Raw genomic sequence first — 25,099 nt, 5'->3', positions numbered from 1 at the left:
CGCCGATCGGCGCCTGATCACAGGCAGCCGACCGCTTGTTCTACGTGTTCGAAGACACCCTGACCAAGGAGATTGCCATCAAGCCTGTCGCGAACGCGACGTCCATCCTGTGGGGATTGGACGTGCCCGCGCCGGGCTCGATGGCGAACTGCATTACTCCCAGCTCAGCGTGCCACCGGTTTGGTATTCGATCACGCGAGTTTCAAAAAAGTTGCGTTCCTTTTTAAGGTCGATCATTTCCGCCATCCACGGGAAGGGATTTTCTTCCTGCGGGTACAGCGGTTCGATACCGATTTGCTGGCAACGACGGTTCGCGATGAAGCGCAGGTAGGATTTGAACATGGGTGCGTTCAAGCCCAACACGCCGCGCGGCATCGTGTCTTCGGCGTAAGCGTATTCGAGTTCGACCGCTTTGCGGAAGAGTTCTCGAATTTCTTCGCGGAATTCCGGCGTCCACAGATGCGGATTTTCCAGTTTGACGGTGTTGATGAGATCGATGCCGAAGTTGCAGTGCATGGATTCATCGCGAAGGATGTACATGTACTGCTCGGCTGCGCCGGTCATCTTGTTCTGGCGGCCAAGCGCCAGGATCTGCGTGAAGCCAACGTAGAAGAACAGGCCTTCCATCAGGCAAGCGAAGACGATCAGGGACTTGAGCAGCGTCTGGTCGGCTTCGGGCGTGCCCGTCTTGAAGTTGGGATCCGCGATCGCGTCGATGAACGGGATCAGGAACTCGTCTTTGGCGCGGATGGACGGCACTTCGTTGTAAGCGTTGAAGATCTCGGCTTCGTCCAGGTCCAGGCTTTCGACGATGTATTGATAGGCGTGCGTGTGGATGGCTTCCTCGAAGGCCTGGCGCAGCAGGAACTGGCGGCATTCGGGAGCCGTGATGTGGCGGTAGGTGCCCAGCACGATGTTGTTGGCGGCCAGCGAGTCGGCGGTCACGAAGAAGCCGAGGTTGCGCTTGACGATGCGGCGCTCGTCCTCGGTGAGCCCGTTGGGGTTCTTCCAGAGGGCGATGTCGCGCGACATGTTGATCTCTTGCGGCATCCAGTGGTTGGCGCAAGTGGCCAGGTACTTTTCCCACGCCCACTTGTACTTGAAGGGCACAAGCTGGTTGACGTCGGTCTGGCCATTGATGATGCGCTTGTCGGCAACCTTGACGCGCTGCGAGGTTGCCGCGCCGCTGGCGGCCAGCCCGGCCGCGTGTTCAGGCGCGGCGGGTGTGGGCATGGCGGAGTCGCCGAACACACCCGTCGCCGCCCGGACTTCGGGCGCAGCCTGACCGCCCGCCGCGGGCGCGGCAGGTTGTGCAGGTTGCGTGGCGATGGTGTCGTCGTCCCAATTAATCATGATTCATTCTCCGGAGGCGGTTATTGGCAGGCTTCGCACTCTTCGAAGCCGGGGTCGCCCGGCCGCATGGTGCAAACCGCCCCGAGAACTTCGGGTTCCGGCAAAACAGGTGCTGCGGCAACGGCGGAGGCAGTGGACACGCCACCGGCGCTGACGGCGTTCAGTTCGCCGCCGCGTCCCGTGGACTTCTCGGCGCTGGTGGCGCCCAGGGTGCGCAGGTAGTACGTGGTCTTCAGGCCACGCGTCCATGCCAGCTTGTAGGTGTCGTCCAGTTTCTTGCCCGATGCGCCAGCCATGTAGATGTTCAACGACTGGGCTTGATCGATCCACTTCTGGCGGCGCGACGCGCATTCAACCAGCCAGCTCGGTTCGACTTCGAACGCGGTGGCGTAGAGTTCGCGGAGTTCGGAAGGTACGCGATCGATGCGGGACAGGCTGCCGTCGAAGTACTTGAGGTCGGCGACCATGACTTCGTCCCAGAGACCGAGTTTCTTCAGGTCACGCACGAGGTAATCGTTAACGACCGTGAACTCGCCGGAGAGATTCGATTTGACGTACAAGTTCTGGAAAGTGGGTTCGATGCACGCAGATACGCCAATGATATTGGAAATAGTGGCGGTTGGGGCGATTGCGATGCAATTGGAGTTGCGCATGCCATGTTCTTTGATGCGCGCGCGCAACGTATCCCAATCGAGCGTGCTCGATTCATCGACGTCGACGTGACCACCACGTTCATCACGCAGCATCTTCAACGTGTCTTGCGGCAAGATGCCGCGCGACCACAGCGAGCCTTCGTACGATTGATAGCGGCCGCGTTCTTCGGCGAGCAGGCTCGATGCGTAGTACGCGTGATAGCACACGGCTTCCATCGAACGATCGGCGAATTCGACGGCGGCTTGCGATGCGTAAGGCACGCGCATCATCTGCAGGCAGTCCTGGAAGCCCATGATGCCCATGCCCACCGGACGATGGCGCGCGTTGGAATTGCGGGCCTTGTCGACGGCGTAGTAGTTGATGTCGATCACGTTGTCGAGCATGCGCATGGCGATGCTCACGGTGCGCTTGATCTTGTCGTGGTCGAGTTCGAAACCGCCGCCGGCAGCCGGCTTCATGTGTGCGACCAGGTTCACGGAACCCAGATTGCAAACCGCGATTTCAGATTCGTTGGTGTTCAGCGTGATCTCGGTGCACAGGTTCGAGCTGTGGACGACGCCCACGTGCTGCTGCGGCGAACGGATGTTGCACGGATCCTTGAACGTGATCCACGGGTGGCCGGTTTCGAACAGCATCGACAGCATCTTGCGCCACAGCGTCAGCGCCGGCATCTTCTTGAAGAGCTTCAGTTCGCCGCTGGCGACGCGGGCTTCGTAGCCCACGTAGGCTTCTTCGAAGGCGCGGCCAACCTTGTCGTGCAGGTCGGGGCAGTCGGACGGCGAGAACAGCGTCCATTCACCGCCTTCCATGACGCGCTTCATGAACAGGTCGGGAATCCAGTTCGCCGTGTTCATGTCGTGCGTGCGGCGGCGTTCGTCGCCGGTGTTCTTGCGCAGTTCCAGGAATTCTTCGATGTCCAGGTGCCACGTTTCGAGGTACGTGCAGACCGCACCCTTGCGCTTGCCACCCTGGTTCACCGCGACGGCGGTGTCGTTGACGACCTTCAGGAACGGGACGACGCCCTGGCTTTCGCCGTTGGTGCCCTTGATGTGGCTGCGCAGCGCGCGGACCGGGGTCCAGTCGTTGCCCAGGCCGCCGGCGTACTTGGCCAGCAGCGCGTTTTCCTTGATGGCGTCGTAGATGCCTTCCAGGTCGTCGGAGACGGTGGTCAGGTAGCACGACGACAGCTGCGAGTGCAGCGTGCCCGAGTTGAACAGCGTGGGCGTGGAGCTCATGAAGTCGAACGAGGACAGGATCTCGTAGAACTCGATGGCGCGCGCTTCGCGGTCGGTCTCGCGCAGCGCCAGGCCCATGGCCACGCGCATGAAGAAGACCTGCGGCAGTTCGATGCGAGTGCCGCGGATGTGCAGGAAGTAGCGGTCGTACAGGGTCTGCAGGCCGAGGTAGCCGAATTGCAGGTCGCGCTTGGCGTTCAGCGCCTTGCCCAGCTTGGTCAGGTCATAGTTGGCCAGTTCGGGCGACAGCAGGCCGCCTTCGATGCCGCGGGCGATGAACGTGGGGAAGTATTCGGCATAGCGCGTGGCCATGCCGTCCTGCGAGACTTCTTCGCCCAGGACTTCCTTGCGGATCGTGTGCAGCAGCAGGCGAGCGGTGACCTGGCTGTAGGCCGGGTCCTTTTCCACCTGGGCGCGCGCCGACAGGATGGCCGACTTGTAGACTTCGTCGACGGGGATGCCGTCGTACAGGTTCTTGACCGTTTCCTTCAGGATGGCTTCGGCGTCGATGAATTCCGACAGGCCTTCGCCGGCCGCCACGATGGTGGCGCGCAGTTCGGCCACGTCCAGCGGGCGGCGCACGCCGCCATCGGTGACGTTCAACACGTGTTCCTGCGGCGCGGCGGTCTTCTGCTGGCCTTCGGCGGCCGCGGCGGCGGCGCGCTCCTGGGTGCGCTTTTCGCGGTACAGGACATAGGCGCGCGCGACGTCATGCTCGCCCGAGCGCATCAGCGCCAGTTCGACCTGGTCCTGGATGTCTTCGATGTGGAAGGTGCCGCCGTTCGGGCGGTTGCGCACCAGCGCGTTGACGGCCTGGGCGGTCAGCGTTTCGACCAGCTCACGCACGCGGGCGGAGGCAGCGCCTTGTCCGCCATTGACGGCCAGGAAGGCCTTGGTCATGGCGATGGCGATCTTGCTGGGCTCAAAGCCGACCACCGAGCCATTGCGGCGGATGATGTTGTAGCTGGCCCATTGCCCGCCATTGGCGTCGGCAGGGGAATCGGATTGAGAGGGCGGCACGGCCGAAGGCCGGGTCACAGAGGCGATCGTAGTCTGCATGGAAGCTCCTGTGCGAAAAAGCGCGTAGATAGCGACATGACGACGTCATGTCAGGTACGAAATGGGAATCTTGTAATGGGGGTCGCAACGTCCGGACAGGCTAGTCCGTAAGGCGTGGCCGGCGGGAATCAGCGCTTAGGCGACCACAATATGTAGTGTAGCACCCCTCGTTGGCCACTAATTCTAGTGATCGAGGTTTACAGGGACAAGAAGAAGATAAGACGGATCCCACAAAAGATTGTAACCAAATGCACTAGGCGCGCCCCGCAAGGCGCGCCCAGGTCAGTGACCACTCAGACCGGCTGTTTATGCGGTTTTCCGCAGGGGGATGGCGTGCGGGGCCGGTGCTGTATAGCTCTGCATGAGCCGGGCCAAATCGGTCCGGTACTTCTCGACGTTCGCGGCCTTGATGTGGCCGAAACCGCGAATGTTTTCTGCCAGGGCGGCGATTGTAGCCGCTTGCGCGAGCTTGTCCTGGGTCAGCCCCGCAAGCAGTTGTTCAATGGTCTGGCGGTACTCCCGCACCAGCGCGCGCTCCATCCTGCGTTCGGCGGTGTGGCCGAACGGATCGAACCAGGTGCCGCGCAAGCCCTTCAGCCGCGTCAGCACTTTCAATGCCGACATCGTGCGCGGGCCCAGCGTCATCTTGCGCGGCACGCCGGTGCGCGGGTCCTTGCGGGCGAAGATGGGCGGCGCCATGTGAAAGCGCAGGCTGTAGTCGCCCTCGAACTGGCCCTGAAGCTGGGCCTTGAACGCGTCGCCGGTATAGAGGCGCGCCACCTCGTATTCGTCCTTGTAGGCCATCAGCTTGTACAGGCCGCGCGCCACCGCCATCGCCAGCCTCGGCGTCTTGGCGTCGGGGGCGAGCTCCCGTTCGCGGGCGGCGACGGCCTCGACCACGTCCTGGTATGCGCGGGCGTAGGCCGCGTCCTGATAGGCCGTGAGGTCCTCGATGCGGCGGGCCACGGCGCGTTCGAAGGTTTCGGGGACGTGCAGCTGCACGACCTGCGCGCGCGGGCGCAACGCGCCTTCCAGCGCCTCGGGGCGATGTGCGGCGAGCCGGCCGCTGTCGAAGGCGGCGCGGTTGGCCGCGACCGCCACGCCGTTCAGCTCGATGGCGCGGTAGATGGCGGCCTGCGAGAGCGGCACGCCGCCGCGCTGCCAGGCGTAGCCGAGCATGAACATGTTGGACAGGATGCTGTCGCCGAACAGCGCGAGTGCAGCTTCATGCGCGTCGATCGCGGCCGTGTGCGCCTCGCCGGCCGCATGCCGGATCTTGGCCAGCAGCGCCTCGGGGCGCATCGCGGCGTCGGGGTTGCGGGTGAACTCCGACACCGGCGCGACGTAGGTGTTGACCGTGACCTTGGTGTGGCCGTGGCGCAGGGCGCCCAGCGAGTCGGGCGCCACGGCGGCCACCGGATCGCACAGGATGGCGGCGTCGGCCTGCTGCCAGTCCAGGCGTACGGGGCCGGGGGACGCGCCCGCAGGGGCGAGGCGGATGTGGCTGACGACCGTGCCGCCCTTCTGCGCCAGGCCGGTCAGGTCCAGTACCGCGGCCGACAGGCCTTCCAGGTGCGCGGCCATGGACACGATGGCGCCGATGGTGATGACGCCGGTGCCGCCCATGCCGGCGACCAGGAGGCGGTAGGAATGGTCGGGCGAGGGCGTGTCTGGCTGCGGCAGCTCGCCGATCAGTCGCTGCAGGCGTTCCTGGTCGGCCTTGGGCGCCGCGCTCTTTCTGGGCTTGCCGCCCATCACCGACACGAAGCTGGGGCAGAAGCCCTCCGCGCACGAGTAGTCCTTGTTGCAGCTGGATTGATCGATCGCGCGCTTGCGGCCGTAAGGCGTTTCCAGCGGCACGACGGACAGGCAGTTGGACTGCACGCCGCAATCGCCGCAGCCCTCGCAGACGGCGCTATTGATCAGCATGCGGCGCGCCGGGTCCGGAAACTGGTTCTTCTTGCGGCGGCGGCGCTTCTCGGCGGCGCAGGTCTGGTCGTGGATCAGCACCGTCACGCCGGGGATCTCGCGCAGTTCGCGCTGCAGCGCGTCCAGCTCGCGGCGGTGGTGGACCTTGATGCCGGGGCCCAGGTCCACGCCCTGGTATTTCTCGGGCTCGTCGGTCGTGACCACGATGCGCGCCACGTTCTCGCCGCGCAATTGCTGGCAGATCTGCGGCACGGAGATCGGGCCGTCGACCGGCTGGCCGCCCGTCATCGCGACCGCATCGTTGAAGAGGATCTTGTACGTGATGTTGGCACGCGCCGCGACAGCCTGGCGGATGGCGAGGTACCCGGAGTGGTAGTACGTGCCTTCGCCCATGTTCTGGAAGATGTGCGGCATTTTCGTGTAGCGGGACAGGCCGATCCAGTCGACGCCTTCGCCGCCCATCTGCGTGAGGCCGCCCGTGTCGCGGTCCATCCACGCCGCCATGTAGTGGCACCCCACGCCGGACAGCGCCTGGCTGCCTTCGGGCACCTTGGTCGACGTGCTGTGCGGACAGCCCGAACAGAAGTAGGGACGGCGGCGCATGCCGTCCGCGTCGTTGGATAGCGGGGCTTGGCATGCGAAGGCCGACAGGTCGCGCCCGACGGGCAGGCCGGCGGCGCGCGAGAGCCAGCCGGCCAGCGGCGCGGCCAGCAGCGACGGACGCAACTGGCCGGCCGACGGCACCATCGGCTCGCCGTCCAGTCCCTTCTTGCCCACGACCGTCGGCCGGTCCGGCAGGTTGAACAGCATGTCCTTGATCTGGCTTTCGACCACCGCGCCTTTTTCTTCGACGACCAGGATGTGCGACAGCCCGCGCGCGAATTCCAGCAGGCGGCCGGTGTCCATCGGCCAGGTCAGGCCCGGCTTGTAGATCCGGACCGGCGCATTCGCCGTGACGGTGTCCACGCCCAGGCGCGCCAGCGCTTCCATGGTGTCCAGGTGCGCCTTGCCCACCGTGACGATGCCCACCGTCGCCTTGGGCGCCGGACAGATCAGCTTGTCGATGCTGTGGCGGCGCGCGAAGGCGGCGACCGCCTGCAGGCGCAGGTTCATGCGCGTCTCGACGGCCAGCGACAGGAAGTCGCGCGCCGAATACTCCAGCGACTCGGGCGGCAGGTCCGGGTCCGCGGGCATGGTGTAGGACTGAATCGGGGCGGGTGTGAACGAGTGGCCGCTTTCGATGGTCTCGGATACGGCCTTGAACGCGACCCACGCGCCCGAATGGCGCGATAGCGCCCAGCCCCACAGGGCGAAGGTTTCGTATTCGTCGATGGAGGTCGGATGCACGATGGGCATCTGCCAGCCGATCAGCGAAGCTTCGCTGGCGTGCGGAATCGAGGAGGACACCGCGGTGTGGTCGTCGCCCACCACCACCAGCACCCCGCCGTTGCGCGAGGCGCCGGCGGCATTGCCGTGATGCAGCGCGTCGCCGGCGCGGTCCACGCCGGGGCCCTTGCCGTACCACATGGCGAATACGCCATCGACGTTGCGGTCGGCGCGCACGCCGGCCTGCTGCGTGCCCATGACGGCGGTGGCCGCCATGTCTTCATTGATGCCGGGCAGGAAGGTGATCTGGTTGGCGTCCAGCGCCTTCTGCGCCTTCCACATGGCCATGTCCACCCCGCCCAGCGGCGACCCGCGATAGCCCGACACGAAGCCGGCGGTGTTCAGGCCGCGTTCGCGGTCCACCCGGCGCTGCGTGAGCATGATGCGCACCAGGGCCTGGGTGCCGGTCAGGAAGATGCGGCCGGACTCCCGGGTGAGGTTGTCGGCAAGCTGGTACTCAAGGTCGAGCTGGGGGGCGGCGGCGGGGGTACCGTCCATGGCGAATCTCCTGGTGGTTGGCACCATGATAGGTTCGCGAGGGATCAGGTTTATTGCGTTATTGGATCGTGCTATCCCTATAATTCGCAATGAACATTTCGTTTTTCATAAAAATCAGGAGACAGACAGATGGACAAGACCGATATCGGCATCCTCAAGGCCCTGCAGGAGGACGGACGGGCCTCGGCGCAACAGCTTTCCGAGAAGGTCGGGCTGTCGGCCGCACCGGTGTGGCGGCGGGTGAAGGCCATGGAGGCGAGCGGCGTGATCCAGGGCTACAGCGCCCAGGTCGACCGCAGCAAGGTGGGGCTGGGCTGCATGTTTGCGCAGATCAGCCTGGAGCGGCATTCGGCCAACACCGTCGAGAACTTCGAGCGGTCGGTGCGCGACGCGCCCGAGATCCTGGAGTGCTATGCGGTGACCGGCGACTCGGATTTCCTGCTGAAGATCCTGGTGGAGAGCCCGGAAGCCTATGACCGCTTCCTGCACCGGTTCCTGTTCAACATGCCCGGCATCCGCCAGACGCGCACCATCGTGGCGCTGCGCGAGATCAAGCACGAGCAGCGGCTGCCGCTGTAAGGCGGGGCGCACGCGGCATCTATATATATAGACACCCCGCGCGCGCGGCACGGGCGGACGGTCCTGCTGCGCGCCTGGCTGTCGCTTGAAACCAACGCATTTTTGCGCTTTCCGCACCGATGCCGGGCGCGCTCGCGGGAACACTGTTGCGCAAATGCACACGGCGCGGATCCTCGTTGATTCTTCGCAGGCGGCTATTTAGAGTGCGTGAAGTTCGTTGCGCCTGGTACGCGCCGGTGTGATCGGCGCGGCGCGTCGGCGGACGTGTTGAGGAAGTCATGAGCAGTGTGTTTTTGCGTACGGCAGGCGTCGCCTGCGCCATTGTGATCCTGGCCGGCTGCGCTGCCCGCAAGCCAGCCGCCATCACCGAAGCCTCGCCCGAGGAACCGGCCAAGCCGGTGGCCTGTGTGCCCGCCAAGGCGGGCGATCCGATGATCGGCACCTGGTTGTCCAATTCGCGCCCGCGCGACGTGGCCGGTGACATGCAATCGCTGATCGTGCTGTCGGCCGACGGCACCATGTCCTACGAATCCCTGCTCAAGATCGGCCGCAAGACGCGTCCCGCGCTGCGCGAGACGGGCTGCTGGAGCGTAGCCGAGGGCATCACCACGATGCGCACCACCAAATCGGCCGGCGAACCGGTCGATCCCGATGATCCGATCTACGTGAATCGCTACCGCGTCGAGAAGGTCGAGCCGACCAAGCTGGCGCTGCGCGAAATCCGGAAGGGCGGCGCCTTGCTGACCGCCCGCCGCATGCCCGCGGGCTATCGACTCGCCTACTGACCGTTGCGCCGGGCGGACAATTCGCCCGGCGGTCGCGCCACGATGGCCGCGCTGCGGTAAGGTGCGGGCTTCGACATTCGCCCCGCCGCCGGTTACCCATGCCCGCCATGTCCTCCGAAGCACGCGCGATCGCGCTGCTTGCCCTGGCCGCCTTCGTCAGCGCCAGCGCTTTCCGTATCTGTGATCCCATGCTGCCGCAATTGGCGGCGGAATTCGGCACCACCACCGGACAGGCCGCCCGCGCGGTCACGGCGTTTGCCGTGGCCTATGGCGTGCTGCAGATGTTCTTCGGTCCGGTGGGGGACCGCTATGGCAAGTACCGCGTCGTCAGCGTCGCGACGGTGGCCTGCGCGCTGGGCAGCGCGGGCGCGGTCATGGCCGGGTCGCTCGATGTGCTGGTGTTCTGCCGCGCGCTGTCGGGCGCGGCGGGCGCGGGTATCGTGCCCCTGTCCATGGCCTGGATCGGCGACAACGTGCCTTACGAACGCCGGCAGGCGACGCTGGCGCGCTTTCTGACCGGGACCATTCTGGGCATGTCCGCCGGCCAGTTGGCGGGCGGCCTGTTCGCCGACACGGTGGGCTGGCGCTGGGCGTTCGCGGCGCTAGTGGCCGGCTACCTCATCGTGGGCGTGCTGCTGCACCTGGAAGTGCGGCGTCAGCGCGCGGCGGGCTTTGCCCAGGTCGATCCCGGCGCGGTGCGTCAGGGTTTCATCGCCCAGGCGCGGCTGGTGCTGGGCGCGCCGTGGGCGCGGGTCGTGCTGGCGACGGTGTTCGTCGAAGGGCTGCTGGTGTTTGGCGCGCTGGCTTTCGCGCCCTCGTACCTGCATGCGCGTTTCGACATCTCGCTGACCGCCGCCGGCGCGCTGGTCGCGGTCTACGCCGTGGGCGGGCTGATCTACACGGTCGTCGCCGGCCGCATCCTCAAGCGTCTCGGCGAGCGCGGCCTGGCCATCGCGGGCGGGCTGGTGCTGGGCGTGGCGTTCCTGTCGTACCTGCTGGGACCGGTCTGGATGTGGAGCCTGTTGGCCAGCGTGCTGGCCGGCTTTGGCTACTACCTGCTGCACGCCACGCTGCAGACGAACGCGACGCAGATGGTGCCGTCCGCGCGCGGCACGGCGGTGGCGTGGTTCGCGTCCTGCCTCTTCATGGGGCAGGCGGCCGGCGTGGCGCTGGCGGGGGCGGTGGTGGACGAGATCGGCGCCGGCGCGCTGTTCGGCGGCTCGGCCGTGCTGCTGCCGCTGCTGGGCGCGTTCTTTGCGCGGGCGCTGAAGGCGAAGGCGGCGCTGCAGCGATCCTGAGCGGTCCCGCCTACCTGAAAACAGAAAGGGCCTTGATCATCCGCGGATGATCAAGGCCCTTTGTCTTAGGCGTCAGAGGCCGGGGGGCAGGCTATTGCTGCAGGGGCCGTCGCTCGCAGGTGTCAGACACCTTGGGTTCAGATGGCGGCCAGGCGCTTGAGCACGGTTTCCTTGCCCAGCAGCGCCAGCACCGCGTCCACGGCCGGCGTCTGCGTCTGGCCGGTGACCGCCACGCGCAGCGGGATGGCCAGTTGCGGCATCTTCAGGCCACGGTCGGCCAGCACAGCCTTGATGAGCGCGGACAGGGCCTCGCGGGTCCAGTCGGCATCCTGGGCTCGCTGCGCGAAGTCGGCCAGGGCCTCGCGGGCGGGCGCGGTCAGGTGCTGCTCGGCCAGGTCGGCCGGCGCGCCCTTGAACTCACCGCAGAAAAGCATGGCGCCGTCGGCCAACTGCTCCAGGGTTTCGGCGCGGTCTTTCAGGAGGCCCATGACGCCCGGCAGGTCGATCTTCTCGGGGTAACCGCCGCGCGCCGCGATGCGCGTCGCCACGCGCTTGGCCAGCTCGGCGTTGTCCATCTGCTTGATGTAGTGGGCGTTGACCCAGTTCAGCTTCTTGGGATCCCACTGCGAGGCGGACTTGGACAGGTGCTTGGTGTCGAACCAGGACACCAGCTGTTCGCGCGAGAAGATCTCGTCGTCGCCGTGGCTCCAGCCCAGGCGGGCCAGGTAGTTGATCATGGCCTCGGGCAGGTAGCCCTCGTTGTCGTACTCCATGACGTTGACCGCGCCGTGGCGCTTGGACAGCTTTTCGCCGTCCGGGCCCAGGATCATGGGCACGTGGCCGTATTCGGGCAGGGTGGCGCCCAGCGCGCGCAGGATGTTGATCTGGCGGGGCGTGTTGTTGACGTGGTCGTCGCCGCGTAGGACGTGGGTGATGCCCATGTCCCAGTCGTCGACCACCACGCAGAAGTTGTAGGTGGGCGTGCCGTCGGGGCGCGCGATGATCAGGTCGTCCAGCTCGGTGTTGTCGAAGCTGATGGTGCCTTTGACCATGTCGTTCCAGGACGTGGCGCCTTCCTGCGGATTCTTGAAGCGCACGACGGGCTTTCTGCCTTCGGGGATGGCGGGCAGGGTCTTGCCGGGTTCCGGGCGCCAGGTGCCGTCATAGCGCGGCTTGTCGCCGCGGGCGCGGGCGGCCTCGCGCATGGCCTCGACTTCCTCGGGCGAGCTGTAGCAGTGGTAGGCGGTGCCGGCGGCCAGCATCTGGGCCACGACTTCGCGGTACCGGTCCATGCGCTGCATCTGGTAGAACGGGCCCTCGTCGGGCTGCATGCCCAGCCAGTCCATGCTGTCCAGGATGGCCTGCACCGCTTCCGGCGTGGAGCGCTCGACGTCCGTGTCCTCGATGCGCAGCACGAAGGTGCCCTTGTGATGGCGCGCGAAGGCCCAGGAGAACAGCGCGGTGCGCGCGCCGCCCAGGTGCAGGAAACCCGTGGGCGAAGGCGCGAAGCGGGTACGAATGGGAGTAGGGGCGTTGGAGGTCATAGGTGGCAATGTTAGCGGCTGCGGCGCCACAAAACGGCGTCGGGCAGTGTCCTCATCAAGCGGACAGCGGGCTTGTCTTGATACGATGAACGGTATTTTAGATTAGTGTGAACAGGCCGCCCTCCCTATGCTGAGACACGCTCTTGCGCCCATGTTCGAACCCGGCTCGCTGGTCATCGTGGCCGACAGGCCCCTGCCCGCGGCAAGTTCCCTGTCTCCCGCCCTGAAGGCGAAGACCACGGTCCTGGCCGTCGAGCCCGGCGCGGCGCCCGATCTGCCGGAGAGCCTGCAGGGGCTGGCCGCGGGTGAACGGCCCGACCTGGCCCTGGTTTGCGTATCGCCCGCCGTCCTGCCGGAAACACTGCGCCGCCTGTCGCCGCTTTCGCCCCGCGCGGTGATCCTGCTGCCCCACGAATTGCCCGACCCGTACCCGCGCGGCACGCTGGCGCTGTGCCGGGCCTGGGCCGAGGAAAACCGCTGCGAACTGCTGGGCCCGCGCTCCTTCGGCGCGCAGCGGCCGCACGCCGGCCTGAACTTCAGCCAGCACCCGGTGCTGGCGCGCGCCGGCCGCGTGGCGCTGGTGGCGCAGTCGCGCTCCATCATGGCTGCCGTCATGGACTGGGCCGAAGACGTGCACATCGGCTTTTCCACCGCCGTGTCGCTGGGCGACGAGGCCGTGGTGGGGCTGCCCAAGCTGCTGGACTACCTGGCGAGCGATCCGCGCACGGACAGCATCGTCCTCTACCTCGAAGACGTCGGGCCCGCCCGCGAGTTCATGAGCACGCTGCGGGCCGCGGCCAGCATCAAGCCCGTCATCGTGCTCAAGGCGGGCCGATCCGATGCCGACAGCAGCGACGCCATTTTCGACGCGGCGCTGCGCCGGGCCGGCGCGGTGCGCGTGCGCTACTTCGTGCAGCTCTTCTCGGCCGTGAAGGTGCTGGGCTACACGCGCCGTCCCAAGGGCCGCCGCGTGGCGCTGATCTCCAATGGCAGCGGACCTCCGCAGCTCGCCATGGACCTGATCGGCCCCGACGCCGCCGTGCTGCGCGCGGACCTGGCGCCCGCCACGCAGCGTGCGCTGGCCGGGATGCTGGAGCCCGACGCCGCCACCGCCAATCCCGTCATCACCTACCTGCCCATGACGCCCGAGCGCATCCGCGCCATGCTGGAGGCCGTGCTGGACGATGCCGGCGTGGACGGGGTGCTGGTGCTGCTGGCGCCCGATGCGCTGGCGGACATGCCCGCCGTGGCGCGCGAACTGGCGCAGATCGCCCCGTCGGCCAAGAAGCCCGTGGTGACCTGTTTCATGGGCGATGCCGGCATGCGTCCGCTGCGGCGCATGCTGGACGACGCGGGCACGTCCGCGTTCCGTACGCCGGAGTCGGCCGCCGACGCCTTTGGCGTGCTGGCGTCCCATCACTACAACCAGCAGTTGCTGCTGCAGACGCAGCCGCCCGAGCCCGCGGGCCACGTGCCGGACCTGGCGGCCGCGCGCGAGATCGTCGCGCGCGCGCGCGCCGACGGCCGGCGCGAACTGAACACCTCCGAAATCCGCACCCTGCTTGCCCTGTTCTATGTGCCGCTGAGCGATGCGCCGGCCAGCGTGGCGCCCATCGAACCCGAGTCCCGGCCCATGGCGATCCGCGTGCGGCGCGATCCGAAATTCGGCCCGGTGATCCGCTTCGGCGCGGGCGGGCCGGACGCCGTGCTGTCGCTGGCGGAGCGCGCCATGGACCTGCCGCCGCTCAACGGCTACCTGGCGCGCCAGCTCATCGAGCGCAGCCGGCTGTGGCGCCGCGTGCTGGCGCCGCGGGTCGGCCACATGGCCGCCGAGGCGCTGCAGCAGGCGCTGGTGCTGGTGTCCGAGCTGGTCTCGGAACTGCCCGACATCGAATCCCTGGACATCGATCCGCTCTACGCGGGCGAAACCCATCTGCGCGCCGGCGGCCTGCGCATGACGCTGACCGAGACCCCCGGCTGCGAATCGCCGCAGACCGCCGGTTATCCGCACATGGCGATCCACCCGTATCCGGCGCGGCTGGTGCAGGTGCGCCGCTTCGCCGACGGCATCCCCTGGGTGCTGCGGCCCATCCGCCCCGAAGATGGCGAAGCCCTGCAGGAGTTCATCCGGGGCCTGTCGGAGCGGTCGCGCTACATGCGCTTCGTGTCCATGATGCGCGAGCTCACGCCGCGCATGGTGTCGCGCTACACGCAGGTGGACTATCACCGGGAACTTGCCCTGGTGGCGGCCACCCAGGTGCCCAACCCGGCCAATCGCGGCCATCCGCGCGAGGTCCTGGTCGGGTTCGCCCACTACCTGCGCAATCCGGACGGCCGCGGCGCGGAATACGCGCTCGTGATCGGCGACGACTGGCAGCGGCGCGGCCTTGGCCGCCAGCTCATGACGGCGCTGATCGACGCCGCGCGCGAGCAGGGCCTGGAATACATCGACGGACTGGTGCTGTCGACCAACCGGCCGATGCTGGCGCTGATGACCCGCCTGGGCTTCACCAACGACCCGGACCCCGAGGATCCAACGATGCGCCGGGTCTGGCTGAACCTGGCCTGATCGCCGGTCAGGCCAGAAGATTCAGGCGGTCTTGCGCGACGGCTGCGCGGGCTTGAGCCGCGCGGCCGCCTCTTCCACCGTCAGCACGTCGCCAAAGAACAGCATCCAGCCGTGCAGGGCGTGTTCGTGCTCGGCCGGCGTCACCGCGGCCAGCGCGTCGTCGACCATGATGGTGCGGAAATCCCGCATCATCGCGTCGCGCGCCGTGGATTCGCAGCACACGTTGGTGACGGTCCCGGCGACGAGCAGCGTGTCCACGCCCAGGCCGCGCAAGACCGGCTCCAGTTCCGACGACCCCGGCGCCATTGCGCTGTAGAAACGCTTGACGACGCGCAGGTCGCCGGCCTGCGCCTGCAGGTCCGGATGCAGCGCAAAGCCCGGCGAGTCGCGGCGCAGCGTCTCCAGGCGGCGGGCGCTGCGCTCGGGCGTCAGCATCACGCCGTGATGGTGCGACCAGAACACGTCCGCGTTGTCGGAGGCCGTCTGCACCCACACCACGACCCCGCCCGCGTCGCGCACGGCGGCGCACAGCCGATTGATGGGGTCGATGATCTCGCGCGCCGGGGCGCATTCGCCCTGGTAGCCCGGAAACGTGAAGTACTGCTGCATGTCGATCACCACCACCGCGGTGCGGGCGCCGGGCAGTTCGTCGTAGGGATGCAGGCAGCCCTGGCGGGCCACGACGCGATCCTTCACCCACTGGGGAAATTCCATGCTGCCTCCTTAGCCGTAGCGCCGCGCCACGGCGGACTCGACGCGGTAGATGATCAGGTACATGACGCTGGAGATCAGCGCCAGCATCACGATGGCCGTCATGACGATGTTCAGCTTGAACACCTGGCTGCCGTTCATGATGAGAAAGCCCAGCCCCGAATCCGCCGACTGGAACTCGCCCACGATGACGCCCACCAGCGCCAGGCCGATGTTCATCTTGACGGCGGCGATCAGCGTGGGGACGCTGCCCGGCAGCACCACCTTGGTCAGCACCTGCCAGCGGCTCGCGCCAAAGGTGTGGGCGAGCTTCACCTTGTTCAGGTCGATGCCGCGAAAGCCCGCGTAAATCACCATGATGGTCACGAACACGGCAATCGCCACCGCCATGCCGTACACCGCGTAATCCGAGCCCAGCCAGAGGTAGAAGATGGGCACGAAGGCGATCTTGGGCATGGCGTTGGCCACCACCAGGAACGGGTCCAGCACCTTGTAGAGGAAGTCGGACCACCACAGCGCCGCCGCCACGACGATGCCGATCGCCATGCTGAGCGCAAAGCCCACCAGCGTGGCGGACAACGTCGTCATGATGTGCTTGCCCAGGCTGCCGTGGTTCCACAGTTCGATGAATGTGGGCCACAGCGCGCTCGGGTAGCTGGTCAGCAGCGGGTTCAGGACGTGCATGCGCGGCAGGATTTCCCAGGCGCACAGAAACACCGCCAGCAGCAATGCTTGGGCCACCCGGATATTGCGGCGGCGCGCGCGGTCGCGGCGCAGGTAGTCGAGGTATTTTTCGCTGGGGCCGGGCACGGCGCGCAGCGGGACGGTATTGGCAATCGGCGCGTTCATGGCTCAGCCCTCCACGTGGACGTCCAGCTCGTCCCAGAGCTGTTTGAAATAGGTGTTGAACTCCGGCCGCGAGCGCGCCTGGAAGGGCGTGGGCCGGACCTGGCCGTCGCCGTAGTGGATGCGGTACTGGCTCTTGAGCCGCCCGGGCCGGCGCGACAGCACGATCACGCGGTCCGTCATGGCGATGGCCTCGCCGATGTCGTGCGTGACCAGCACCACGGTCTTGCCTTCGCGGCGCAGGATGTCCACGACTTCGTCGGAGATCGCTAGCCGCGTCTGCGAATCCAGCGCCGAGAACGGTTCGTCCAGCAGGATCACGTCGGGCTCGGTCACGAGCGTGCGCGCCAGCGCCGCGCGCTGCCGCATCCCGCCGGAAAGCTGGCGCGGCGTGTGCGACAGGAACGCGCCCAGGCCGCACTTTTCAAGCAGATGCACGGCGCGGGCCTCGCTGCGCGCGTCGCGCCGTCCCTGGATCTCCGCGCCCAGCATCACGTTGTCCAGGATGGTGCGCCATTCGAAGAGGTAGTCCTGCTGCAGCATGTAGCCGATGCGCGCATTCGGCTTGGTCACCGCCTGCCCGTCGACCAGCACCGCGCCCGAGGTGGGCGGAATCAGGCCGGCGATCAGGGACAGCAGGGTGCTCTTGCCGCAGCCGCTTTGTCCGATCAGGCTGACGAATTCGCCCGGCGCCAGGCTGAAGGACACGTTCGACAGCGCCTCGGTCTCGCCGTCGGGCGTGAAGTACGACAGACAGACGTCGCGCAGTTCGATCTTGGCCGTGGCGGCCGCCGGCTTGAGGTTGTGGATGGCGGCTCCCATCATTGCGCCTTCTTGGCAAAGTCGGCGATCACCACGTCCTCGTACTTCACGCGGGCGCTGTCCTTCATGACCGCGCTGGCGATCAGCATGTCCTGCAACTGCGTCATCGCTTGCGCCGTCACCAGCGGCGTGGTCTTCCAGATCTGGTATTGCTTGTAGCGCTCGATGGCCTCGGTCACCGCGGCCTGGTCCATGCCGGGAAAGAAGGTCATGATCTGCGGCGCCAGCGTGGCGGCGGGCGTGTCCTTCACGTATTTTTCCGCGCGCGCCACCACGTCGGTCCAGGCCTGGATCACCTTGGGGTTGTCGCGGATGTACTTGTCCGTGGCGGTAAAGACCGTGTAGTCCACCTGGCCGACTTCATGGCCCACGGAGGCCACGATGTGCCCCTTGCCGTTGCGCACCAGTTCGCCGGCCTCGGGCTCAAGGAAGATGCCGTATTCGCCCTGGCCCGCCATCCAGGCGCCGGCGCGCGCCGGGATGCCGATGTTGTTCAGCAGCTTCACGTCCTTCTGGGGATCCAGTCCATGCTTGCGCAGCGCCGTCTCCAGGAACACGATCGGATTGGAGCCGGGACGAAAGCCGATGACTTCCTTGCCCTTGAGCATGGACCAGTCGAACTTGTCGACCGGCTTGCGCGACAGGAGGAAAAAGCCGTCGGTGGCGGTCAGCCCGGCAAAGATTTTGGGCTTGACCGGGGATTCGCTGTTCTGGACATAGATGGACGCTTCCGGCCCGATGAGCACGATGTCCGCGCTGCCCGACAGCAGGGCGGTCATGCCTTTGTCGGTGCCTTGCGAGGTCTTCATGGACACGTCCAGGCCGGCGTCCTTGAAGTAGCCCTGCGACAGCGCGACGTATTTGGGCACGTACAGGATGGAGCGCACCACCTCTTCGTAGCGCACCTTGACGGGGGGATTCAGGGCTTCGGCCTGGGCGGCCACGGGGGCAAGCAGCGCGAGCAGCGCCGCGCCTGCCAGGCGGGGCAAGGGCAAGGTCTTCACGGGACTTTCTCCTGCGTCTTGAATGCCACGCCGGACAATCGGCGCAACATGGCCAATGGGGGATCGACTGCAACTCGACTGCGATTCGACTGCAACGTGACAGCAAAAACAGGGGAAGCCCGAACGGGGAGGTCCCAGGCCGGTAAGGCTTGGATCGAATACTATATTCAAGACAAGCGGGCGACAAGCATTTTGCGATTGGCGTTTTTCTCTATGGACGCGCGTCGCCGATGCCTAGAAAATTCAAGGTTGGAATACCGTCTGGTATACAAAATAAGGTTTTGAGCGTTTCTGGGTGCGCCTCCCATCGTAGGCGCGGAAGGGCCCCGCGCCCATCGGCCAGGAACACGGGCCGCGCCTTGCGCGCCGCCCGCCATCGTCCCTAGGCCGTGTCCTGCATCCCGCGTGCCGCGTCAGGCCAGCACGTCATTCAGGAATGCCGAAATGTCCGCCACTTCCTCGGCGCAGACCGAGTGGGGCATCGGGTACGTGCGCCAGCGCACGTCGTAGCCCAGGCGCTTCAATTCGGCCAAGGACGCCTCGGCGCGCGCGGGCGACACCACCGGGTCGTACTGGCCGTGCGCCATGAAGATGGGCGTCGCATCGTTCGCGTGCTGGCGTTCGGCTTCGACGCTGTCCACCAGGGGCAGGTAGCCCGACAGCGCCATCATGCCCGCCAGCTTCTCGGTCAGGCGCAAGCCGGTGTGCAGCGTCATGGCGCTGCCTTGCGAAAAACCGGCCAGCACGATGTTCGACGTGGGGATGCCGCGGGCGTTTTCACGCGCGATCAGCTTGTGGATGGCGGCTTCCGAGGCGCGGATGCCTTGGGCGTCTTCGACGCGCACCAGATCCATCACCAGGATGTCGTACCACGAGCGCATCGCCATGCCGTTGTTGATGGTCACGCGCTGCACCGGGGCGTTCGGGAACACGAAGCGCACCCCCAGTCCGGCGGGCAGGCGCAGTTCCGGCACGATGGGCGCGAAATCGTTGCCGTCCGCACCCAGGCCGTGCAGCCAGATCACGGCGTGCGTGGGATTGGGGGCGGTTTCGATTTCGATGCAGTCGAGCAGGTCGGTCGGTGCGGTCATGGACGGGCGGCGGTGGATATCAGAGGGTGAGGGTCTTGAGCGCCTGGAACAGGGCGCGGTAGTGCTTTTTCTGCGGTTCCTGGCCTTGCAGCAGCGACGCGTTGGCGAGCTTTTCCTTGCGGGCGGCCCGGATCAGCGTGCGCAATTGCTGCACGTCGGCCTGCGGATTGTTGCTCAAGAGGCGGGTAAGGGCGTCGTCGTCATCCAGGAGGCGGTCGCGTAGCGCTTCCAGCCGGTGCATGGCGGCGGTTTCCTCGCGCGAACCGTTTTCCCAGATGTCGAGCTGCCGGCGGATGTCGTCGGCCGGCGCATCGCGCATCAGCTTGCCCACGAAGTGGACCTGGCGGCGCAGGCCTTCGCGGCCGGTGGTGCGCTGCGCCATGCGGATCGCTTCGTACAGGCGTTCTTCAAGGGGCAACTGTTTCAGACGTTCGGGCGACAGGGCGATCAATTGCTTGCCCAGGTCCAGCAGGGCGTGCATTTCACGCTTGACCTGGGACTTGCTGGGACGGTCGTAGCCGTTTTCGTCGTAGCCGTCGTCGACGGAATCTTCTTGGGGATGGGAATTCATGGAAAACTGCGCAATGACAGACTTGGCTATGATAACCGTCTCTGCAAATTGGACTGCAATGGTTAAAACCTCCTCATCCTTGCCGCTGGCGGCGAATCACGCGCGTTTTTCCGAACTCGTCGAGCAAACCCTGGCCTACGCGCGCCAGATCGGCGCCTCCGACGCCGCGGCGGAAGTATCCGAAAGCCTGGGACTGTCCGTCTCGGTACGCAAGAACGACATCGAAACCGTAGAGCAGACGCGCGACCGCTCGCTGGACCTGACGGTCTACGCGGGCCAGAGCCGCGGCTCCGCTTCGACCTCCGACTTCTCCGAGGCCGCGCTGCGCCAGACGGTCGAAGCCGCCTGGCACATCGCCCGCCATACCGCCGCCGATCCGGCCGCCGGCCTGCCCGACGCCGACCAGCTGGCCACCGAATTCCCCGACCTGGACCTGCACCGCGCCTGGACCGTCACCACCGAGGAAGCCGCCGAGCTGGCGCTGCGGGCCGAGCGCGCCGCACGCGAGGTCGATCCGCGCATCACCAATACCGACGGCGCCAGCGTCGGCACCTACGAAGGCCAGTTCGTGATGGGCAACACGCGCGGCTTCCTGGGCGGCTATCCGTATTCGCGCCACAGCCTGTCCGTGGCGCCCATCGCCGGGCGTGGCAACGGCATGCAGCGCGACTACTGGTATTCGTCGGAACGCGATCCCGCCAAGCTGGCCTCGCCCGAGGCCATCGGCCGCTATGCCGCCGAACGCACGCTGTCGCGCCTGTCGGCCCGCCGCGTGCGCACCGGCAAGTTCCCCGTCCTGTTCGAGGCGCCGCTGGCGCTGGGCCTGGTCGGCGCGCTGACGCAGGCCGTCAACGGCGGCGCCCTGTACCGCAAGGCGAGCTTCCTGGTTGATTCGCTGGGCAAGCCCATCTTCCCCAAGCACATCAACCTGGTCGAAGACCCGCACATCCGCGGCGCCATGGGCAGTTCGCCCTTCGACGACGAAGGCGTGCGCACGCGCCGCCGCAACGTGGTGTCGGCGGGCGTCCTGGAAGGCTATTTCCTGTCGTCCTACACGGCACGCAAGCTGGGCATGGCCACCACCGGCAACGCCGGCGGCTCGCACAACCTGGTCTTCAGCTCGACGCAGACGCGCCGCGGCGACGATTTCGAAGCCATGCTCAAGAAGCTGGGCACGGGTTTTCTCGTCACCGAGCTGATCGGGCAGGGCGTCAACTACGTCACGGGCGACTACTCGCGCGGCGCGTTCGGCTACTGGGTCGAAAACGGCCAGATCCAGCACGCGGTCCAGGAAGTCACCATCGCCGGCAACCTGGCCGACATGTTCCAGCAGATCGTCGCGGTGGGCGCGGACACCATCTCGCGCGGCACCAAGACCACCGGCTCCATCCTCATCGAGCAGATGGCCATCGCCGGGACCTGATCCCGTGCGTGGGCGGCGCGCAATGCGCCGCCCACGGGCTTTGCAGTCCGCCCGGCCATCCACTTTGCACTCCCCCTTGCAATCCCTTACCGGCTCGGGATTTCCTCTAGCCGTCCCGGCCATGGCCAGCGTGTAATATCCGGCGGGTATTGCTCGAAGTCCCAGTTGTCGGTGTAAAGGAGCAAAGTGATGCAACGACGTTCATTCTTGAAGCGCGCCGGCCTGGGCGCCGTCGCCGGCGCCGCCGTCAGCACGCCCGCGCTGGCGCAGGACATGCCGTCGGTGAGCTGGCGCCTTTCCTCCGGGTTTCCCGCTGCCCTCGATCTGCGCGTGGGGGCGGCCGAGAATTTCTGCAAGTTCGTCGCCGAAACCACGGGCGGCAGATTCAATATCCGCCATTTCCCCGACGGCGAGGTCGTCGCCGCGGCCGACCTGATGCAGGCCGTCTCCACCGGCAAGGTGGAATGCGGCCATGTGTCCTCGCGCCGCTATTACGCCAAGAATGCCGCCTTCTGCTTCGATGCGGCCGTACCCTTCGGGCTGAATGCGCGCCAGATGAACGCCTGGATGAGCGATGGCGAGGGCCTGCGGCTAACGCGCGAGCTCTTCAAACCCGAAAAAATCATCAATTTCCCCTTGGGCAACACCGGCGCGCAGATGGGCGGCTGGTACACCCGGGAAATCAAACGCACCGGCGACCTGAAAGACCTGAAGATGCAGGTCGACGGCCTGGCCGCCGACGTGCTGGCCCGCCTGGGCGTCGCGCCGCAGCAGGCGGATGCGGCCAAGCTGGCCGAGGCGTTTGAAAAAGACGGCCTGCAGGCCGTGGCGGGGGCGGGCGCTTACGACGACGCCAAACTCGGTTTGAATAAGGTAGCTAAGTATTACTACGCACCCGGCTGGTGGGCGGGCGGTGAACAGCTATCGCTCTATATCAATGAAACGGCCTGGAACGAGCTTCCCAAGCATTACCAGGCCGTGGTGCAGGCCGCGGCCCTGGCCGCGCACGCGGCAGCGACCGCCCGGTACGACGCGCTGAACCCGCCGGCGCTGGCCCAATTGACGGCAAGTGGCGCCCAGGTGCGCGCTTTTCCGCGTTCGATCATGGACGCGGCGTTCGAGGCCACGCAGCAGGTGTACAAGGATTTGGGCGCCAAAGACCCCGGATTCAAGGCAATGCACGATAGTTACATGGGCTTTCGCGACAGCGAGATGCCGTGGTTTCGCCTGACCGAGAACGCTTATGGCCAGTATCTGGGCGTGGCGCTGTCGGCCAGGAGTTAGGAGGAAGCCGGTGCCGAATGGCATTCGGTGAGCAATAGGGTTTTTGCTAGTAACCACACGTTTTTTACAAAAAAATGGGCGGTTTATAGGCTTTTGTTGAACGGCATTCGAGTTTCGGCCTGATACAAAGGAGTAATATCCCGGGTCTTGACGCGCAAACTTGCGGCCTTTAGGCGGCATAGACGTCAATCCGGCAGGATTACATCAGCCCGGATTACCAATATTCCGAGACAGACTTTAAGGTGGTAACAACCATGCAATCCAAGACCAAAAAGCTGCTGGCCGCGCTGATCGCTGCCGGTGTCATCCCGGCTGCCCACGCTGCCGACATCAAGCTGGGCGTGGCGGAAGCCCTGTCCGGCGGCGCTGCCCAGTACGGCGTCTCGATCCGCAACGGCTTCCAGCTCGCGGCCGACGAGATCAACGCCGCCGGCGGCATCAACGGCAACAAGATCGTGCTCGTGGTCGAGGACGAACAAGGCAAGAAAGAAGAAGCCATCAACGTCTTCAAGAAGCTGATCTTCAAGGATCAGGTCCTGATGGTCTTCGGTCCCACGCTGTCGAACTCGGCCCAGGCCGCCGATCCGATCGCGCAGGCCGCCAAGACGGTCGTCTTCGGCACCTCCAACACCGCCGACGGCATCACCTCCATCGGCAACTTCGTGTTCCGCAACTCGGTCACCGAAGCCGACGTGCTGCCCGCCACCATCTCCACCGTCAAGGCCAAGACCGGTCTGAAGAACGTGGCCGTGCTGTACGGCAACGACGACGTGTTCACCAAGAGCGGCTACGACAACTTCAAGAAGGCCCTGGCAGACCAGAAGATCCCGGTCACCACGACTGAAACGTTCGCTAAGGGCGACGTGGACTTCAAGGCCCAGCTCACCAAGATCAAGGGCACCAACCCCGACGCCATCGTGCTGTCCGCACTGCTGGCCGAAGGCGCCCCGATCATGGTCCAGGCCCGCCAGCTCGGCCTGAACGTGCCGGTCATCGGCGGCAACGGCATGAACTCGGTCAAGATCTTCGACCTGGCCCCCGGCGGCGCGTCGAACAATCTGTGGATCGGCAGCCCGTGGTCGATCGAGAACAAGGCCCCCGAGAACGTCAAGTTCATCGACGCCTACAAGGCCAAGTTCACCAACGCTCCCGACCAGTTCGCGGCGCAGTCCTATGACGCCATGTACATCGTCGCCCAGGCGCTGAAGAACACCAAGATCTCCGGCGAACTGACCAAGGACCGCGCAGCCCTGCGCGACGCCCTGCCGTCCGTGACCTGGACCGGCGCCACCGGCCCGTTCAAGTTCCGCCAGGCCACCGACCGCGCCGGCAAGCCCGCCGGCTACGACGCCGACCAGGCGCCGATCGTCAGCGTGACCAAAGACGGCAAGTACGTCATCGAGAAGTAAGCAGTACGCATCCCCGCGCGGGGGGATGCGCCTTGCGGACGGCCTCCCGGCCGCCTGCAAGGCGCTTTTTATCGCAGGGCCGTCGCAAGTAAACAGCTTCCCCGAAAGCAGAAAGACCTCGCTGTGGGCACGGCGAGGGGGCCCTATCAGATCTGGAAAGTCCCATCATGTTCGAACAACAATTCGTCAATGCCTTGTCGCTGGGCTGTGTGTATGCACTGTTCGCGCTCGGCTTCACGCTGATCTTCGGCGTGCTCGGGGTGATCAACCTGGCGCATGGCGCCGTGTTCATGGTTGGCGCCTACGCAGCACTGGTCGTGGTCGAGCAGTTCAGCCTGCCGCTGTGGGCTGCGCTGATGGTCGCGTTCTTCGTCGCCGGCTTTACCGGGGTCATCATCGACTACCTGGTGCTCAAGCCGCTGCGCAAGCGCAACGCGCCCCACCTGATTCCCATGATCGCCACCATTGGCGTGGGCATCATCCTGAATAACGGCGCCCAAGGCATCTTCGGCGCGAGCAACCTGCGCTTCCCGCATGGCACCGTGCCCGAGGAAGTCATCGAGGTCGCGGGCCTGCACCTGACCGTCATCGAGCTGGGGATCATCTTCCTGTCGTTCGCGCTGATGGCCGTGCTGATGTATGTCATGCGCCGCACGCAATTCGGCCGCGCCCTGCGCGCCATCGCTGAATCGCCCAAGGCCGCCTGGCTGCTGGGCATCAACGTCGAAAAGCTCTTCATCACCACCTCGTTTGCCGCGGCCGCCCTGGGCGGCGTGGCCGGCGTGCTGATCGGGCTGTACTCGAACGCGCTCTTCCCCCTGATGGGCCAGCCGATGCTGCACAAGGGCATCGCGGTCATCATCCTGGGCGGCATGGGAGACATCCGCGGCGCCATGCTGGGCGGTCTGTTCCTGGGCTTTGCCGAGGTGCTCTCCGTGGCTTACATCGGCTCCACCATGCGCGACGCGGTGGCTTTCGGCCTGCTGTTCCTGATCCTGCTGGTGCGCCCGCAAGGTCTGTTCGGCAAAGTGGTTCAACGCAAGGCTTAA

At 66.1% G+C, this 25,099-nt stretch carries 18 protein-coding genes; 8 read left to right on the top strand and 10 right to left on the bottom strand.

The window, feature by feature from the left end:
* Nucleotides 1–153: 153 nt before the first annotated feature.
* From BMW75_RS13000 to BMW75_RS12990, 3 genes are all read right to left on the bottom strand, one after another.
* On the bottom strand, nucleotides 154–1,353 hold the full coding sequence (locus tag BMW75_RS13000; RefSeq protein WP_076518742.1) for a ribonucleotide-diphosphate reductase subunit beta: 1,200 nt from the start codon (nucleotides 1,351–1,353) through the stop codon (nucleotides 154–156).
* 20 nt (nucleotides 1,354–1,373) lie between these two features.
* Nucleotides 1,374–4,301: a ribonucleoside-diphosphate reductase subunit alpha gene (locus BMW75_RS12995; RefSeq protein ID WP_092579802.1), complete on the bottom strand. Its 2,928-nt coding sequence runs from the start codon at nucleotides 4,299–4,301 to the stop codon at nucleotides 1,374–1,376.
* Between the two features lie 306 nt (nucleotides 4,302–4,607).
* Entirely contained in the window at nucleotides 4,608–8,114 is a 3,507-nt protein-coding gene (locus BMW75_RS12990) for an indolepyruvate ferredoxin oxidoreductase family protein (protein WP_092579800.1), read from the bottom strand.
* 129 nt (nucleotides 8,115–8,243) lie between these two features.
* Here BMW75_RS12990 and BMW75_RS12985 point away from each other — a divergent pair, with 129 nt between their 5' ends.
* The 3 genes from BMW75_RS12985 (at nucleotide 8,244) to BMW75_RS12975 (ending at nucleotide 10,776) form a co-directional block, all read left to right on the top strand.
* Nucleotides 8,244–8,693: an Lrp/AsnC family transcriptional regulator gene (locus BMW75_RS12985; protein ID WP_008159001.1), complete on the top strand. Its 450-nt coding sequence runs from the start codon at nucleotides 8,244–8,246 to the stop codon at nucleotides 8,691–8,693.
* 278 nt (nucleotides 8,694–8,971) lie between these two features.
* Complete coding sequence (locus BMW75_RS12980; protein WP_076518748.1) at nucleotides 8,972–9,478, top strand: hypothetical protein; 507 nt, start codon at nucleotides 8,972–8,974, stop codon at nucleotides 9,476–9,478.
* 98 nt (nucleotides 9,479–9,576) lie between these two features.
* The gene (locus BMW75_RS12975; RefSeq protein WP_092579798.1) at nucleotides 9,577–10,776 is read left to right on the top strand and encodes an MFS transporter; all 1,200 of its coding nucleotides are present in this window, start codon (nucleotides 9,577–9,579) and stop codon (nucleotides 10,774–10,776) included.
* A gap of 137 nt (nucleotides 10,777–10,913) precedes the next feature.
* Here BMW75_RS12975 and gltX read toward each other — a convergent pair whose 3' ends face one another.
* Entirely contained in the window at nucleotides 10,914–12,320 is a 1,407-nt protein-coding gene (gene gltX / locus BMW75_RS12970) for a glutamate--tRNA ligase (RefSeq protein ID WP_092579796.1), read from the bottom strand.
* Nucleotides 12,321–12,447: 127 nt separating this feature from the next.
* Here gltX and BMW75_RS12965 point away from each other — a divergent pair, with 127 nt between their 5' ends.
* Nucleotides 12,448–14,889 (top strand): bifunctional acetate--CoA ligase family protein/GNAT family N-acetyltransferase, encoded by a 2,442-nt coding sequence (locus BMW75_RS12965; protein ID WP_092579794.1) that lies wholly within the window; start codon nucleotides 12,448–12,450, stop codon nucleotides 14,887–14,889.
* A gap of 21 nt (nucleotides 14,890–14,910) precedes the next feature.
* Here the strand turns inward: BMW75_RS12965 and BMW75_RS12960 are convergent, their stop codons facing one another.
* The 6 genes from BMW75_RS12960 to yjgA all read right to left on the bottom strand — a co-directional run bounded on the left by BMW75_RS12960 (nucleotide 14,911) and on the right by yjgA (nucleotide 19,934).
* A complete protein-coding gene (locus tag BMW75_RS12960) occupies nucleotides 14,911–15,603 on the bottom strand; it encodes a cysteine hydrolase family protein (protein WP_092579792.1) in 693 nt (230 codons plus the stop codon).
* A gap of 9 nt (nucleotides 15,604–15,612) precedes the next feature.
* Nucleotides 15,613–16,449: an ABC transporter permease gene (locus BMW75_RS12955; RefSeq protein ID WP_076518753.1), complete on the bottom strand. Its 837-nt coding sequence runs from the start codon at nucleotides 16,447–16,449 to the stop codon at nucleotides 15,613–15,615.
* A gap of 3 nt (nucleotides 16,450–16,452) precedes the next feature.
* Nucleotides 16,453–17,268, bottom strand: coding sequence for an ABC transporter ATP-binding protein (locus BMW75_RS12950; protein ID WP_076518754.1), 816 nt, complete (start codon nucleotides 17,266–17,268; stop codon nucleotides 16,453–16,455).
* Nucleotides 17,268–18,272, bottom strand: coding sequence for an ABC transporter substrate-binding protein (locus tag BMW75_RS12945; RefSeq protein WP_092579790.1), 1,005 nt, complete (start codon nucleotides 18,270–18,272; stop codon nucleotides 17,268–17,270). Before BMW75_RS12945 ends, BMW75_RS12950 begins: the two co-directional genes overlap by 1 nt.
* Nucleotides 18,273–18,685: 413 nt before the next feature.
* Nucleotides 18,686–19,363, bottom strand: coding sequence for an alpha/beta hydrolase (locus BMW75_RS12940; RefSeq protein ID WP_092579788.1), 678 nt, complete (start codon nucleotides 19,361–19,363; stop codon nucleotides 18,686–18,688).
* Between the two features lie 19 nt (nucleotides 19,364–19,382).
* A complete protein-coding gene (gene yjgA, locus BMW75_RS12935) occupies nucleotides 19,383–19,934 on the bottom strand; it encodes a ribosome biogenesis factor YjgA (protein WP_092579786.1) in 552 nt (183 codons plus the stop codon).
* 58 nt (nucleotides 19,935–19,992) lie between these two features.
* Between yjgA and pmbA the strand changes: the two genes are divergently transcribed.
* The 4 genes from pmbA to BMW75_RS12915 all read left to right on the top strand — a co-directional run bounded on the left by pmbA (nucleotide 19,993) and on the right by BMW75_RS12915 (nucleotide 25,099).
* A complete protein-coding gene (gene pmbA / locus BMW75_RS12930) occupies nucleotides 19,993–21,357 on the top strand; it encodes a metalloprotease PmbA (protein WP_092579784.1) in 1,365 nt (454 codons plus the stop codon).
* A 189-nt stretch (nucleotides 21,358–21,546) separates the two neighbouring features.
* Nucleotides 21,547–22,641 carry a type 2 periplasmic-binding domain-containing protein gene (locus tag BMW75_RS12925; protein ID WP_092579782.1) on the top strand — a complete coding sequence of 365 codons (1,095 nt, stop codon included), beginning with the start codon at nucleotides 21,547–21,549 and terminating at the stop codon, nucleotides 22,639–22,641.
* A gap of 254 nt (nucleotides 22,642–22,895) precedes the next feature.
* Nucleotides 22,896–24,050 (top strand): ABC transporter substrate-binding protein, encoded by a 1,155-nt coding sequence (locus BMW75_RS12920; protein WP_076518760.1) that lies wholly within the window; start codon nucleotides 22,896–22,898, stop codon nucleotides 24,048–24,050.
* Between the two features lie 167 nt (nucleotides 24,051–24,217).
* Nucleotides 24,218–25,099, top strand: a complete 882-nt coding sequence (locus BMW75_RS12915; RefSeq protein WP_076518761.1) for a branched-chain amino acid ABC transporter permease — start codon at nucleotides 24,218–24,220, stop codon at nucleotides 25,097–25,099.

Origin of the sequence: Achromobacter sp. NFACC18-2 (assembly GCF_900108985.1) — a bacterium.
In the GTDB taxonomy this organism is placed as follows: Bacteria; Pseudomonadota; Gammaproteobacteria; order Burkholderiales; family Burkholderiaceae_B; genus Achromobacter.
This window is presented reverse-complemented; position numbering and strand designations above follow the sequence as displayed.